The organism is Epibacterium sp. ABZ3_068, from assembly GCF_056159265.1.
The window spans coordinates 912,863-928,001 of record NZ_JBSWUV010000001.1 but is presented as its reverse complement, the minus strand read 5'-3'; the positions used below and the strand labels follow the sequence as shown (position 1 = coordinate 928,001).

Here is a 15,139-nt window from a genome sequence, read left to right as displayed (position 1 = left end):
AGGGGCCGCAGCGCAGCCCCTTGGTGATTTTGTAATGGGACTAGACAAACAGGATGGAGTTGTTTGCCTGCAGTTCTGCCAATGTGGTGGAGAACCCATCGTCGTGAGCAAAGGCAGCTACATCGACAAAGTTTCCATCACCGTTGGCGCTGACAGCCAGGACCTGCTCGCCGTTTTCGTTCACCGAAAGGGCAACGTAATCACCTACGGCGCTGATATCGGCGTCAAAGTTGGTCAGCAAAGCCGAGATATCCAGGAAGTCGCCATCATCGAAGGAGAAGTCGCGCAACCGATCCATCCCGTCAAAGCTGTCAAAGACAAAGGTATCTGCCCCCGACCCACCAAAGATATTGTCGCTGCCATCCCCTCCTACAATCACATCGTCGCCGCCGCGACCCGTGATAAAGTCACTGCCACCTGCGCCATAGTAGATGTCGTTCGCGTTCGAGCCAAAGATCGTGTCGTAGTACTCTGTCCCGATCACGGTTTCAAAGTTCACAGCAAAGTTCGATGCAGTCAAAGCCACATCCAATGCCTCGCCGCGGGCTTCTGCTGCGGTCAAACCGCTTCCGTCTTCCAGTTCGAAACGAGAAGAATAGATCTGAATCGCGCTGGCGGACCGGTCTGCAACCAGATCCTGGTTCAATAGCTCGGCATATTGTTCACCATAGCTGTTGAGAACCCCCAAGATCCGACCATAGCCGTCGGTAGAGGTCAGTTGCAGGACATCTCCCTCACCCTGGCCACCGTCAAGCAGTTCACCCACAACATCGCTTTCGGCGATTACGTTGTCTTCCTGATGAACTTCCACGGTAACTGTGGCTGTTGTGACAAAGTCGCCATCCGTGACCTCGATTTCCAAATCATGGGTCGCGATCCCAACCGAGATGTCTTCCTCCAGTTCACCCGTGGTGGTAATCTCGCCGGTCTCTGCGTTGATTGCAAAGAGCCCGTCGTCATTGCCGCCTACGATGCTGTAGGTCAGAGAGTCCCCGTCAAGATCGTTTGCTTCGACTTGATGGATCTGGTCGCCGGCCGCGTAGTCTTCATTGAAGACAGTCAGATGGCGGCTTTTGACTGTTGGAGCATCCTCTGCGTTGACCACGGTAATCGTGGCTGTTGCAGAAGTCCGGTTGCTTCCGTCAGACACAACATAGGTAAAGCTGTCTTCGCCCACATAGTTCGGGTCGGGGATATAGGTCACGCTTCCGTCGGCTTCCAACCGCAAGGCGCCGTGCTCTGCTTCGCCGAGTTCTACAATCACCAGCTCGCCGCCGTCCGCATCGCTGTCATTCACCAGAAGAGTGGTGATATTGGTGTTTTCATCTTCGGTGATTTCAACGTGATCATCCTGTGCAACAGGCGCGGCGTTGTTTTCATCTGCCGTACCGACCAGATCCTCGATAGAGAAGATTTCCCCATCCTGGAACTCGACAACTTCCACGTTGAGCACGCGGTCCGTTCCGTCGGCATGACGGAAGATCACGGCTTCGCCGTCACGATAGATGTCATATTCGCTGCGTGTGCCTGCAAACAGGACAGTATCGTTTCCTTCGCCTCCGTTGATCCCGTCATTACCGATGCCAGCAACAATGTAGTCGTTTCCTTCACCACCACCCAAATAGTCTTCTTGGTTTGTGCCGATCAGAAGATCATCGCCATCGGTTCCGGTCTCAATCACGCCTTGCTGGAAGTGCTCACCCCCGCGATCTTCCCACCATGGGGCCTGGCTTGCATTCTGTTCCCAAAGGAACTCTGCGCGCGGGCTTGTGTCATTCAAGTCGGACAGGAAGCTAAAGAAACCATAGCGAGAAGGTTCGCCCACCGAGCCGTGGTTGGTGAAGGCACCGGTGCCAACCTCACGCCAGATGTCCCAGATACCTTGGAACAGCTCCCGCATGTATTCGCTACGGTAGAAGTCCACATAGAACCCTTCGAGCTGTTCTACGGTTTCTTGGGGCAGGTTGGTGTTGTCAAAGTGCAGCAGGTGCGCGCCACCTTCATAGTCTGTAACCTGTAGCCCATACCGGTCTGCGATCTCTTTCTGCTCACGCAGAAACTCGCCTGTTGCCGGGATCGAGAACGGGTAATCCGGATCGTTCAGTTTCTCGAACAGGAAGGCCTGCGCGTCCACGTCCGGATCGTTGATTGCCTCGATCAGATCCGCACGCAGCTCTTCGCGAGTCAGCGTGGCGCCGCCGAAATAGGTGGTCACAGCAATCGAGTCAAAGATCTCCTCGGGCGGGATGAAATTGTCCGGATCATTCAGCTGCCATGCATCCGCCCGCAACAGAGCTTCGGTGACGCTTGGAACTGCTGACTGGGTACCCAAAGTATTGTGCAACAGTGGGCGTTCATCTTCGCCGACCTGGTTAAAGATCTCCTTGAACGTCAGCGCCACATCAGCTGCCTTGGAGGTGATGTAAGCAAAGCGCGATGCGTTGTCGCCGGGATCCAGGTTCCAGGCTTCAATCGCCTCGGCCCGCAGATCATGGGTGTCCTGATAGCCATAGTTCCAAAGCTCGTTACCGTATTCCACGGTGACTTTCAGGTTCGGATCCAGGTTGTCGCGGATATAGGTCGCATAATGTTCGATCACATCGGCGTTTGCCTTGGTCGGGATTGTAATCCACAGATCAGTGCCGGCTTCGTTTGAAAGCTGAACCAGGGCTTCGATAGGAACCCCATATTCGGTTGCCCAGGAGGATTCTTCCAGTGAAGGCAGATCGTCCAGGGTTTCGATTGGCGATTCAATCGTGCGCTGCCATGCCATCGTGCGGAATTCGCGGAAGTCCGCCAGCACATCTAGCGCATCCGGGTTGAAGGTCGCGCCAGCATCATAGAGATCGACGTACTCTTCCTTCACGATGCTGATGTTCTTGATGTAATCGCCGGTGTCGTTGGGGTCGGTTGACCGCAGGAGCACCTCAAAGCTGCCTGAGCCATGTTCAAAGACGATTTCGCCATCTTTCTGGCTGATGATATTGGCATCAAAGCGCAAGTCGATTTCGCCCTCACCTTCGTAGCGCAGCACATAAGTGCCCTCGCGTCCGATTGTGTCCGAGAAAATGAAACCGATGGTTGGTGCGTCCTCTGGGATTTCGGTGGGCCAGCCGTTGTCGTCGAGATAACCTCCCTCACGCAATTCAGCGTAATCATAAGTCCCGAACTCACCCGGGGCGTGCGCTTTTACGGGTCGACTGGATTTGAATATGTCGAGGAAAGGCAATTGCGAGCTGTAGTCCGCCGTGCCCGTCAGGCCAACCGAACCCGAGCCATTGTCCACGCCAAAGGCACGGTCAGTGCTGGCAATCAACTCGCTGCGGCTCTCGTCCACATCGGCCACATTGATGGTGACATCGGTCGTCGTTGTTGCCTGACCGTCAGAAACGGAAACTTCCAGTGCGTGAGCCTGTGCCACTTCGTAGTCGAGGGCCGCGCCTTCTGTCAGAGAAATTGCGCCATCACTGTCGATTTCAAACAGACCATCATCGTTGCCGCCGGTGATCTCGTAGCTGAGTGTGTCGCCTTCGACGTCGGTCGCGGACACCTGCGCCAGGATGTCATCACTTTCGGCCGTTTCAAGAACCGTAGTTACATCTGCTGATGTCACAAACGGAGCATCATTGACCTGCTCCACAGCGACTGTGACGGTTGCAGTGGACGTCTGTCCCGCGGCATCCTCGACCGTGTAGGTGAAGGTGTCTGAGCCGCTAAAGTCTGCGGCTGGGATGTAGGTTACCGTCCCGTCGACGTTCAAAACCGCAGAACCGTTTTGGGGAGAGTTGATCCCGGTAATTGTCAGGGCGTCACCGTCGTCGTTTCCAAGGAGATCCAGAACAACGGTGCCGTCTTCGGCGACAGAGCCGCTGTCGTCTTGGGCGTTAAGCTCTGGCAATGGTGCGGGCTCCGGAGCCGGCTCTGGCGCTGGGTCCGCATCAACAGCAAGGTCGCTCAGCGCGACGATTGTGCCATCTGAAAGACGCGCGAATTCGACACCTGTAACGGTGCTTGTTTCACCAATCCCTGTTGTGATTTCGAAAGATCCGTCTTCGGTCTGTTTGACTTCGAAATCATCTGAGGAGCCGCGCAGCCAAATTGTGTCGGACCCTTCGCCGCCATCGATGACGTTATTGCCGGCAGACAGTACAATATTATCGTCCCCAGCGCCCGCATTCAGCGTGTCATCACCGGAACGGCTGTCCAGCCAATCATCTCCGCCTTCAGCATTAAAGACGTCTACATAGCGCCCGCCGAAAAACGTGTCGTTGTGCTGTGAACCTGTGATCTCTTCGACGTTCTTGGTCAGATGACCAAACGTCAGAGCCGTATCCAGCGCCGTTTCGGAAAGTTGTTCACCTGATCTGCTGGAGACATTGTTGTTGATCGCAGCATAATTTGCGCGAACTGTTTCGCCGTCAAATTCCGCTTCGGCACCGCGCTCATAAACTGCATATGCTTTGTCTGTGCTCGTTAGGTCAAGCTCGTTTCCGAGGGCGCCCCAGCGCCCGACGGATTCAATGATCAGACCCTTTTCCTCTCCTGCAAAGGAAGCCGTGTCGTACCCGTCGCCTCCATCAAGGAAAGCGCCGGTGCTTCCCTGGACAGCGAACTGATCGTCGCCGTCTTCGCCATACAGCTGTTTTTCACCACCTGTGGAACGGAAATAGTCATCACCTTCTGCACCATAGACAATGGCATCTTCGTCATACCCAAAATATCGATCATCGTTGGCAGTTGCGACGATACCTTCGACATTCACTGCGACACTGGCGAGCTGCAAGGTTGTCTCCAACGCGGTCGAAGACAGCAGGGCGTCAGACGAACCGTTTGCGACGTTGTTTTGAAGGGAGAAATGATTCGCGGTAACGGTTTGGCCGGAAATCTCGGCGGTTGCACCACGTGCTTTGAAAATGAACCCGGTTGGGCCCTCGTTGGCTCCCAGATCGCGGGCCAATGCAGACCAGCGCGAAATCCCTAAGATGTCGATACCGGTTTCTTGGTCGTCGGTGTCAGCGGCAACAACATCGTCACCCTGTTCACCGTCGATAAAAGACCCCTGTAGGGAAATCGTTGAAATGCTGTTCCCATCGCCAAGAGAAAAGCTTTCACCACCTGGAATGGGTTGCCCTTCAACGTTGACCTCTTCACCATCGGTTTGAATTAAATCTGTGGAACTTCTGAGGCTAAGGGCCAGTTCAGAAACCACGTTTTTGATTGTTTTGTCCAAGGCTTCTCTCCTTGAGAATTCTTCAGTTGAAATTCCGGAACTCAAAATTCCTGACCTTGGGTTAATTGCGGGGGTTTCGTGGCGATACTAACGTTTTTGTGAAATGTACAAGATTGGATTTAACTAGTTTTTTATCGCCGCATTTTTGCCGCTTTTGTGCCTTTGCGTTTTTTGAAATTTGGTTTATTTGGGAAATATAATTTTAAAAACATGTACTTGGCTTGGTTGTGATTTTAACTTCTGGTCGGTTCTTTTTGTTTGAGTTCGCGATTGGGCGGAAAAGTGGCAATTTTGTGGGAGGTGTTGCCATCTTTTATATTGTTTATATTATGGAAAATGATTGTTTTGGTTTTGTGGGGGGCTTTCAGTGAGGCTTGTTCGCGTTTCTTCGAGCTTGGAAATGAATTGGTGGAGCCGTGTTTGATTCCGATTCTAAGGTTCTCGCTGGTTGGCGGGCCTTGAAATTGGCCTGCACCTGACGCGGACCGTAGAACAGCATTCTTCGTCAATAGGTCTGTAGACGAGGGCCATGATGTGCGGCCCGCTCCAAAAGAGCACGTCGCAATGCAACTAAAGGGATCTTGGGATGTGTCTCACGGTCCCGCCCCCATTTGGGAGATGTGAATAAGCTACGAATGCCATCCGCGCCAATTGAGAGCAGGACCTCAATAGTCTTTGTGTCAGCCATAACACCGGGAGGGTGGAGTTTGACGACAGTCGTACTCAAGAAGGGTTAAGAGGCATCACGGTTGCGCGGGGGGAGGGGCTAACATCTGGTCTTTGGCTCAACGGTCTTTTTGTTTGGCTCTGAACAGTGAACCCCGGACAATATTGTCGGGGTTTGCGGCCGGTACTGTCACAGGCCCAGCTCATCTAGTTCAGGATGGTCCAAGGGGCGCGGTCCAGCTTCCCAATGGAATTTTCGATCCGCATCATCAATCGCCAGATCATTGATCTGTGCAATCCGGCGGCGCATTCGGCCATCCGCGGCAAATTCCCAATTTTCATTCCCGAAGGAACGAAACCATTGGCCATTGTCATCATGCCATTCATAGGCAAACCGCACTGCGATGCGGTCCCCGGCAAAAGTCCACAAACCTTTGATGAGCCGGTAATCCAATTCTCGGGTCCACTTCCGGGTCAGGAATGCGTGGATTTCTGCGTGGCCGTTCACATATTCCGCGCGGTTTCGCCAACGGCTGTCTTCTGTATAGGCCAGTGTGACGCGGTCTGGATCACGCGTGTTCCAAGCATCTTCTGCGGCACGTACTTTTTGCAAAGCAGTTTCCCGGGTGAAGGGAGGCAATGGTGGTCTGGTCATTTTTGATCTCCGTTGAAATCAGGGACTTTGTTGCGTGAGTGGTGGTCGTGAGTGGTGTTGGGTGACTGATCTGTTAATGTGTCAAGGGTGTACTGATCTGTAACTGTTTGCAAGGGCTGGATTGAGATTTGCGGGAAATTTTGTGTTTTCTTTGGGGGGTATTTGAAAAAAAGACCCAATTTCAGTAGATTATTGAACGACCAGAGCCGCCGAGATACAGTGCGAAATATAGGAAGTAGGAGCTGTCATGAGCCGCAATAAACGCGATGAGCTGATTGAAAAGTCTCTGTGGCTCTTCTATCGTAATGGTTTCCACGCGACGGGTATGGACTTGGTTGCCAAGGAAACCGGGGTGTCCAAGACATCAATTTACAAACACTTTCGCACCAAGGAAGAGCTTATCCTGGCGGTGCTTCGTTTGCGGGACGAGAAATTTAGATCCTGGTTGGTTGGACGAATGAAGGAATTGGCTTCGACGCCAAAGGGTCAGCTGCTTGCGATGTTTGATGCGATCGAAGAGTGGTTCCGCGAGGACAATTTCAAAGGTTGTATGTTCATCAAAGCAAGCTCTGAGTATCAAGCGCAGGACCATGCTATTAACCAGCAATCGTTTGAACATAAAGCTCTCTTGGCAAAGCAGATTGGCGAAATCGCTGCATTGGCCGACTATGCGAATCCTGAAGAACTGGCCCGTCAGGTTCTTTTGCTCAAAGAAGGTGCGATCGTCCTTGCAGCCATGTCCCATTCGGCAAAACCGGCGCAAGATGCTCGTGTGGTTGCCCAATTGTTGCTGGATGCAGCGCCTCAAAATGGCGTTGATCGAGGCTTAGCCGGGTAACACTTTTTCTACTGGCCGTGGTGTTCGTATCCGAGGCAATTCTGAAACGCGGATCTGAAACCGCGTTTTGTCCGGTCCCAAAATACGCTTTGGGAACCGTTGCAGTTTCTGAAGGCGCTATCAACTCAGCTCTTCGGCCCAGGGAGGATTGACGCCTGCACGAGAAACCGTGACGGCGGCGACCTTTGAGCCATGAGCGAGTGCAGCTTCCAGATCTTGGGGTTTCGGCGACTTTAACGCGTCTTTGGTCAACGCACCGCGTTCCGAGAGTTTTGCCAAAACACCAGCATTAAAAGTGTCGCCGGCGCCGACTGTATCCACGATTTCAACGCGCTGCGCAGGCACATCAATCGACTGTTCGTCAAAAAACGCCGACGCTCCGTCTGCACCGCGTGTGACCAGTACAATCTTTGGGCCTTTTTCCATTAGCATTCGCGCTTTGGCAGCCAGTGTTTCCGTGCCGGGCACCAGCCAATCCAGATCTTCGTCGGAGGCCTTCAGGATATCACAATACGTCATCATCTCATCGAGGCGCACACGATACCGGGTCTCATCCTGAATGAAGTTTGCTCGAATATTGGGATCCATCATTACTGCGCGAGTCGCGCCATAGGTGCGCAGCAACGTCGCATAGGCATCGGCGGCAGGTTCACAGGCGAGGCTGATGCCCCCCAAATATAGCGCGCTTACGGATGACGGAACTTCTGGAAGCTCGTCTGGCTGCAGCATACGGCCTGCGGTATTCTCGTCATAAAACGCGTAGGTCGCATGACCGTTGTTCAGGGTGACAAACGCCAACGTGGTTGGGCGATCGGAAACAGAAATGAGGGAGGTATCAACCTTGCTATCGGTCAAGGCCTGCTGAAGCTGTTGCCCAAACATATCGCTCGACAAACCGGTGAGCATTCCGGCGTTGACGCCCAGCCGTCCGAGCGCGATTGCCGTATTGAAAACAGCGCCGCCAACAAACGGAACAAATCCATCGCGACCCAGTTCAGTCGGCGCCGGGATCATGTCGATCAGAGCTTCACCACAACACAAGATCATGGGTTATCCTTTCAGAATTGCTTTGCTGTCCACAAGGAAACGGTTGGACAGGGGCAGGCTTGCCGCGCCGAGTGAGCGGGCATCGCTGCCGATGGTTCCCTCGCGAATTTCAGGGACGTCAATCCCGGGAATTCGGTTAGCTTCGAGGTAGTCAGCAACTTTCCGCACCAGGCTGGACCGCACCTCGTCGGGCAGCCACCCGTCGATCATGACGCATTCAAAGTCGATGACACATGTTGCAGATGCAATTGCATAGGCCAAGCCTTCGGCAGCGGCGTTCAGCCAATCTTCCACGTAGGTTTCGGGAATGTTCCATGTCTTTGGGGATTCCCAGATTTCTGCACCGTCTTCGCCCGCAGCGTTCAGCGCGCGTTCCAGTTCCGCTAACGAGGCGGCGTCTACCAATTGATGAACACGGCCAGCTTTTTTGCCAATAGGGATCGACCCAAGCGCCGCAGCGTTTCCTGTTCGCCCGGTGTAAAGTGCATTGTCCATCACGAGCCCACCGCCGACGAAGAAGCCTATGAAAAAGTAGAGAAAGTCGATGGGTTTGTCTTGGTCGCCAAACACCAGTTCCGCACCGCAGGCAGCTGAGGCATCGTTTTGTAAATAAACGGGGAAATCAAGGTTCTGGGCAATTTCCTCTGCAACGTCCCGGTCGCGCCATGCTTCCATTTCGCTGCTGGTCACACCCAGCGGTTTGGCCCAATCCCATAGGCGAAACGGAATTGCAATGCCAAGCCCCGCAACACGTTTTCGCTGTTTGGAGTCCAGCTGGTCCAGTGCCTGGGCAATGCCGTCTTTGGCAAAGCGCACAACGCGATCCGGTGTTGGATATTTATGTGTCAGGTGGACACGGGTTTTTACACGGCCCAGAAAGTCGATCAGAACCAGGTCCAAACTCCGGCGGCCGACCTTTAAGCCCATGAAGAATGCGCCTTCCGGGGCGAGACTCATCGGAACTGACGGTTGCCCGACCTTGCCGCGAACGGGTTCCCCCTTTTCCAAGAGCCCATCGGCTTCCAAAGCGCGCATGATGACCGAGACTGTCTGGGCCGACAGTTTGGTCAGGCGCGCGACTTCGGCCTTTGGCTGTGGACCCATTTGGCGAATGAGAGACAGAACCAAACGTTCATTATGGGCACGCATGCCACTTTGGTTTGACCCTCTGACGGTTGTTGTTTGGGCGTCCAAAGCGCCACGTCCTCCCTGGTATTCCACGGTCAGGTGTTAGCGATCTAACGGTCCTCACCTGATCCGATGCACCTAGTAGACTTGCCGTTGTCATGCAAACTGTCAATAATAAATAAGAGTGATTTATTTATTGACACATCTTGAGAGAGTCGCTTTGATAAAGGCGCCTGATGATTGGAGCTCTGCTTTGGTTGGGCACATTGAATGCAAATGGGTCTTTTGTTTCTTCAGAGGGTCCAAAGGGAGGAAAGACATGAAAACTGCCATTAAACTGGCCTGCGCTGCGTCCGCATTGGCCATTTCCGTGACTACTGCATCTGCCGGTAGCACGGGTGCCTGCCTGATCACCAAAACCGACACAAATCCATTCTTTGTCAAAATGAAAGAAGGCGCTTTGAGCGCAGCCGAAGCTGCAGGCGTCAAGCTGCAAACATTCGCCGGGAAATTGGACGGTGACGTCGAGACACAGGTTGCAGCTGTTGAGACCTGCATTGCATCCGGTGCAAGTGGTATCCTGATCACGCCGTCAGATAGCCGCGCGTTGGAACCTGCTGTTGCGCAGGCGCGTGATGCCGGACTCTTGGTTATCGCGCTCGACACTCCGTTTGAACCAGCGGCAACTGCAGACGCGACTTTTGCAACCGACAACTTCCTTGCCGGTCAACTGATTGGTCAGTGGGCCGCTGCGACCATGGGCGATACGACGGCTGCAAAAATCGGCATGCTGGACCTGAACGCATCTGAGATCTCAGTCGACTACCTGCGCAACAACGGCTTCCTTGATGGCTTTGGCGTGGATATCAAGGACCCGACCGACATTGGTGACGAAGACGACCCGCGTATTGTTGGTAACGATGTCACCAATGGCAACGAAGAAGGCGGACGTACTGCGATGGAAAACCTGTTGCAGCTCGATCCGGGTGTCAACGTTGTTTACACGATCAACGAGCCAGCGGCAGCCGGTGCATATGAAGCGCTGAAAGCGGTTGGTCTCGAAGAGCAGGCATTGATCGTTTCTGTGGATGGCGGATGCCCTGGTGTTCAAAACGTAGCAGATGGGGTCATTGGTGCGACATCCATGCAGTTCCCGCTTTTGATGGCGTCCAAAGGGATTGAAGCAATCGAGGCTTTTGCGGCCTCTGGGTCCAAGCCTGAAAACACACCGGGCCTGGATTTTGTAAACACCGGTGTTCAACTGGTTACAGATGCTCCCGTTGACGGCATTCCGTCCATTACCTCTGCCGAAGCACTGAAGCTTTGCTGGGGGTAAGTTGAAACCGCACGAGGATGGTATGAGCCTGACTTGTGCCGAGGGCGGCTGCGGCCGCCCTTCTGTTTCAAAGAAAATTTGTGGCCATAATGCCGCCCTTGAAATTACATACCGCAATCGGAGACTTGCCCATGTCCGGCACTGATTCCCCGCCGCGTCAAGCCCAGGACTTTGAGAAGACGCTTAATCAAAGCGACACTTCAGTGGCGTCCTTTGACAGCGGTGAAAAGAGTCTAATAGACAAAGCCCAGCACTTCCTGCACGGCCACCCAACAATGGTTCCCGTGATTGTCTTAATCGTCAGCATCGCCATCTTTGGCGTTCTGGCAGGGGAGCGTTTTTTCTCGCCTTTTAACCTGACACTGATCATCCAGCAGGTTTCGATTATTGGTATTCTTGCCGCAGCCCAAAGTCTTGTGATCATGACGGCCGGCATCGACCTGTCGGTTGCCGCAATCATGATCCTCATGAGTGTGATTGGTGGCAAACTGGCCGTTGATCTCGGGGTGCCTGCGCCTTTCGCATTGTTGATCGCCTTTGCTGCTGGCACTGGGGCAGGTGTGTTGAATGGTCTGTTGGTGACACGCATCAAACTGCCTCCGTTCATCGCGACGCTTGGAACGTGGAATATCTTCTTTGCGCTGAACCTCTGGCTGTCGGGTGCGCAATCAATCCGGTCGCAGGACATTGACCAAGCTGCACCGCTCTTGAAATTCTTTGGTAACAACATCGCAATTGGATCTGCGCGCCTCACTTATGGTTCGATCCTGATGGTGCTCGTCTTTGCGGCGCTCTGGTATCTTTTGAACAAGACCGCCTGGGGGCGGCACGTTTACGCGATTGGCGATGACAAGGAAGCGGCAGAGCTTTCGGGCATCCGTACTGACCGGACGCTTGTATCCGTTTATGCGCTTGCCGGATTCGTCTGTGCGATTGGTGCCTGGGCGTCTATCGGGCGTGTTGGGTCGGTTTCTCCGCAATCTTTCTATGAGGGCAACCTGCAGTCCATCACTGCTGTTGTGATCGGGGGCATTTCGCTTTTTGGCGGGCGTGGCTCGATCATGGGGGCCTTGTTTGGAGCGCTGATTGTTGGCGTTTTCCAGTCTGGCCTGCGTCTGGCTGGCGTGGATGTACTGTGGCAGGTCTTTGCTATCGGCTGGCTTATCATCTTTGCGGTCGCAATTGACCAATGGATCAGAAAGGTATCGTCATGACGACTCCCATTCCTATTGTTCAAGGTCGTGGAATCCTAAAGCGCTATGGTCGTGTGACAGCCATCGACCAGTCTGATTTTGATTTGTATCCGGGCGAAATCCTCGCCGTCATAGGCGACAACGGTGCCGGTAAATCCTCAATCGTGAAATCGATCTGTGGTGCGGTGACCCCAGATGGCGGAGAGATCAAGATCGAGGGCAAGCCGGTTCATTTCAATTCGCCTATCGAAGCGCGTGATATGGGTATCGAGATCGTCTATCAGAACCTGGCTTTGTCTCCGGCCTTGTCGATTGCCGATAATATGTTCATGGGCCGCGAAATTCGGCGCAAGGGGATTTTGGGCGACTGGTTCAAGATGCTCGATAACGCCGAGATGCAACGTATCGCGCGTGAGAAGCTGACGGAACTCGGCTTAATGACCGTGCAGTCTATCAATCAGGCGGTCGAAACGCTTTCGGGGGGGCAACGCCAGGGTGTCGCCGTTGCCCGTGCAGCGGCCTTTGCGACAAAATTCATCATAATGGACGAACCGACGGCCGCACTTGGTGTGAAGGAAAGCCGCCGCGTTCTTGAATTGATAAAGGACGTTAAGGCCCGCGGCATTCCGATTGTCCTGATCAGTCACAACATGCCTCATGTCTTTGAGGTGGCGGACCGCATCCACATCCATCGTCTTGGCAAGCGCCACGCGGTGATAGATCCACAAAAATACTCTATGTCGGATGCCGTTGCGATCATGACAGGTGCGATGGATGCGCCTCCCTTGGAAGAGCAGCAGCTCACTCCCAGATCCGTCGCATAAACCGGCTCCCTCCCGTCTGAAAGAAGAATAATCAACTCGCGGGAGGGAGCTGTTTTAGACAAGCACCCTAAACCTATCGAGTGGCGCGCCCTGCCTACACATGGTCAACACATCATGGAGGATGCTCTTTTGCGCCCTCAGTTCTGCATTTGCCGCCTGTAGAAATGAGTCTTGTTCTCATAAGCGCGTCACCGCTTTTGTGGATTTATGAGATCAAACACACTGTATTGTCGGACGTGCTCGGACGATTTGCTCTGTTTACCAGAGGGCACAAAGGCCCCGTCTGGTAAACAGGCCAGATCAATGTCATGCGGGAGGCGCGTGTTGGGGCTCGTTTCAAGCCCTCTCTGTTCAGTGTGGGCCTGTGTCTCTCGTGAAACAAACAGGGGTTTCCTGATGATATGTTGAGGTATGAAAGTGTGATTCTCAATATTCTCAAAGAGAGATGTTGCCCCACACTTCTGGGGTGTTTTTTCCTGAATAAATTCAATCTAATTAATTTTTTTACGCAAAAACAATAGTTTGTTTGTTTTCATCTATTGGGCGGTTTTTCAAATTTTTCATTTTGGACCTTGGCGCTTAACGGTTTGCGAGGGTTTGGCAGGTATAAAGTGATCAAGCTGTGCAAACAACGTAACGGAGTATTGGCGTGTTTTTTAAGTCCAAGAAGAACGCTGAGACGGCAGAACTTGATCTGGCCCAAAAAGCTATCTTGCAGATGATCGATAAGACGCAGGCAACGATTCAATTCGAACCCGACGGAACGATTTTGACCGCGAACCAGAATTTTTTGGACGCGCTTGGGTACTCTTTGGATGAAATTGTGGGCCAGCATCACCGGATGTTTGTCTATAAAACCTTTGCGGCTACAGAACAGTACGAACAATTCTGGAAAGATCTAGCCACTGGCACGGCGGTAACAGACCAGTTCCCTCGCGTCCGCAAGGACGGAAGCGTTATCTGGATCCAAGCGACATATGCACCAATCTACGATGAAGCTGGGAATATCGTCAAAGTAGCCAAGATCGCGAGCGATATTACTGAGCGAAAAGAAGGTCTTAATACCATCACCGAGGGGTTGCAGGCTCTTTCCGAAGGCAAGCTGAGCCACCGCATCAAGGCGTCCAATATCCGTGATGTTGCTGATTTGGGCAAAGCGTTTAACGAGTCCGTTGAAAAGCTGGAGCAGACGATTAGCACTGTTGCTGGCGTATCCGAGGCGGTTCAACGCACGGCCGGAGAAATCGGGCAGTCTTCTGGTGATTTGGCGCACCGAACCGAGAGTCAGGCCGCCACACTGGAGGAGACAGCCGCGGCTATTGAAGAACTGACCGCAACCGTGCGTTCTTCTGCTGATGGCGCGCGTCAGGTGGAAGAAATCGTCCGTAAAGAGCAACAGAAAGCGACTGAAAGCGGCGAAATCGTCACCAATGCGATCTCGGCAATGTCCGAGATCGAACAGTCCTCTGACAAGATTGCAAATATTATCTCCGTAATTGACGACATCGCGTTCCAGACCAATCTCTTGGCCTTGAACGCCGGTGTTGAAGCTGCACGAGCGGGTGAGGCGGGTCGTGGCTTTGCTGTCGTTGCATCCGAGGTTCGCGCATTGGCTCAGCGCTCTTCTGACGCTGCGGGTGAGATCAAGAAGCTGATCAGCGACAGTAATCGTCAAGTTTCCAACGGTGTGGATCTGGTTGGTCAGGCTGGTAAGGCTCTGCATCAGATCATTGAAAGTGTCGGCGCGATTTCCACCCACGTTAGTAACATTGCTCAGGGTGCAGAAGAGCAGGCGACCACTTTGAACGAAGTCAACTCTGGTATGACTGAACTGGATAAAGTCACTCAGCAGAACGCTGCGATGGTTCAGCAAAGTACCGCCGCCGCGCAGACATTGAATAACGACGCGGCCCGATTGGGTCAGGAGGTTGCGATGTTTACTGGCGCAAGTGCTGGAAATGTTGCGAAATTCCAAGAGCCATCGCGCCCTGCAGCCGTTGCGGCACCCGAACCAACTGCGCATGGTCCGTTGGACGCTGCAGTAGGTTGGGATGATTTCTAACCCGTTCAGCACCGAAGTTGCTTAACAGCGCATTGCTCAGCTTATTTGGGGTGGTCCAGGACCACCTCTTTTTTTACTTCTCGGGTCTCTGGCCTGGGTCAATACGCAAGTGTCTGTCGATTTCTACTGGCCAGAGCTTGACCTCCCCTCGACCTGCCGC

The 15,139-nt window shown here is 53.4% G+C and carries 9 protein-coding genes; 5 read left to right on the top strand and 4 right to left on the bottom strand.

Annotation, left to right across the window (positions count from 1 at the left end):
• Nucleotides 1–40 precede the first annotated feature (40 nt).
• Nucleotides 41–5,230, bottom strand: a complete 5,190-nt coding sequence (locus ACXAEW_RS04265) for an Ig-like domain-containing protein (protein WP_474940148.1) — start codon at nucleotides 5,228–5,230, stop codon at nucleotides 41–43.
• Nucleotides 5,231–6,086: 856 nt separating this feature from the next.
• Nucleotides 6,087–6,551, bottom strand: a complete 465-nt coding sequence (locus ACXAEW_RS04260) for a nuclear transport factor 2 family protein (protein ID WP_474940147.1) — start codon at nucleotides 6,549–6,551, stop codon at nucleotides 6,087–6,089.
• A 247-nt stretch (nucleotides 6,552–6,798) separates the two neighbouring features.
• On the opposite strand from ACXAEW_RS04260, the gene ACXAEW_RS04255 reads away from it, so the two are divergent.
• A complete protein-coding gene (locus tag ACXAEW_RS04255; RefSeq protein ID WP_474940146.1) occupies nucleotides 6,799–7,389 on the top strand; it encodes a TetR/AcrR family transcriptional regulator in 591 nt (196 codons plus the stop codon).
• Between the two features lie 120 nt (nucleotides 7,390–7,509).
• Here ACXAEW_RS04255 and ACXAEW_RS04250 read toward each other — a convergent pair whose 3' ends face one another.
• Nucleotides 7,510–8,436: a carbohydrate kinase family protein gene (locus ACXAEW_RS04250; protein ID WP_474940145.1), complete on the bottom strand. Its 927-nt coding sequence runs from the start codon at nucleotides 8,434–8,436 to the stop codon at nucleotides 7,510–7,512.
• A 3-nt stretch (nucleotides 8,437–8,439) separates the two neighbouring features.
• Nucleotides 8,440–9,585 (bottom strand): ROK family protein, encoded by a 1,146-nt coding sequence (locus tag ACXAEW_RS04245; RefSeq protein ID WP_474940144.1) that lies wholly within the window; start codon nucleotides 9,583–9,585, stop codon nucleotides 8,440–8,442.
• 298 nt (nucleotides 9,586–9,883) lie between these two features.
• On the opposite strand from ACXAEW_RS04245, the gene ACXAEW_RS04240 reads away from it, so the two are divergent.
• The 4 genes from ACXAEW_RS04240 (at nucleotide 9,884) to ACXAEW_RS04225 (ending at nucleotide 14,979) form a co-directional block, all read left to right on the top strand.
• Nucleotides 9,884–10,900 (top strand): substrate-binding domain-containing protein, encoded by a 1,017-nt coding sequence (locus ACXAEW_RS04240; protein ID WP_474940143.1) that lies wholly within the window; start codon nucleotides 9,884–9,886, stop codon nucleotides 10,898–10,900.
• Nucleotides 10,901–11,031: 131 nt separating this feature from the next.
• Nucleotides 11,032–12,114 (top strand): ABC transporter permease, encoded by a 1,083-nt coding sequence (locus tag ACXAEW_RS04235; RefSeq protein ID WP_474940142.1) that lies wholly within the window; start codon nucleotides 11,032–11,034, stop codon nucleotides 12,112–12,114.
• Nucleotides 12,090–12,917: an ATP-binding cassette domain-containing protein gene (locus ACXAEW_RS04230; RefSeq protein ID WP_474940141.1), complete on the top strand. Its 828-nt coding sequence runs from the start codon at nucleotides 12,090–12,092 to the stop codon at nucleotides 12,915–12,917. Before ACXAEW_RS04235 ends, ACXAEW_RS04230 begins: the two co-directional genes overlap by 25 nt.
• A 649-nt stretch (nucleotides 12,918–13,566) precedes the next feature.
• Nucleotides 13,567–14,979 carry a methyl-accepting chemotaxis protein gene (locus ACXAEW_RS04225; protein WP_474940140.1) on the top strand — a complete coding sequence of 471 codons (1,413 nt, stop codon included), beginning with the start codon at nucleotides 13,567–13,569 and terminating at the stop codon, nucleotides 14,977–14,979.
• Nucleotides 14,980–15,139 lie beyond the last annotated feature (160 nt).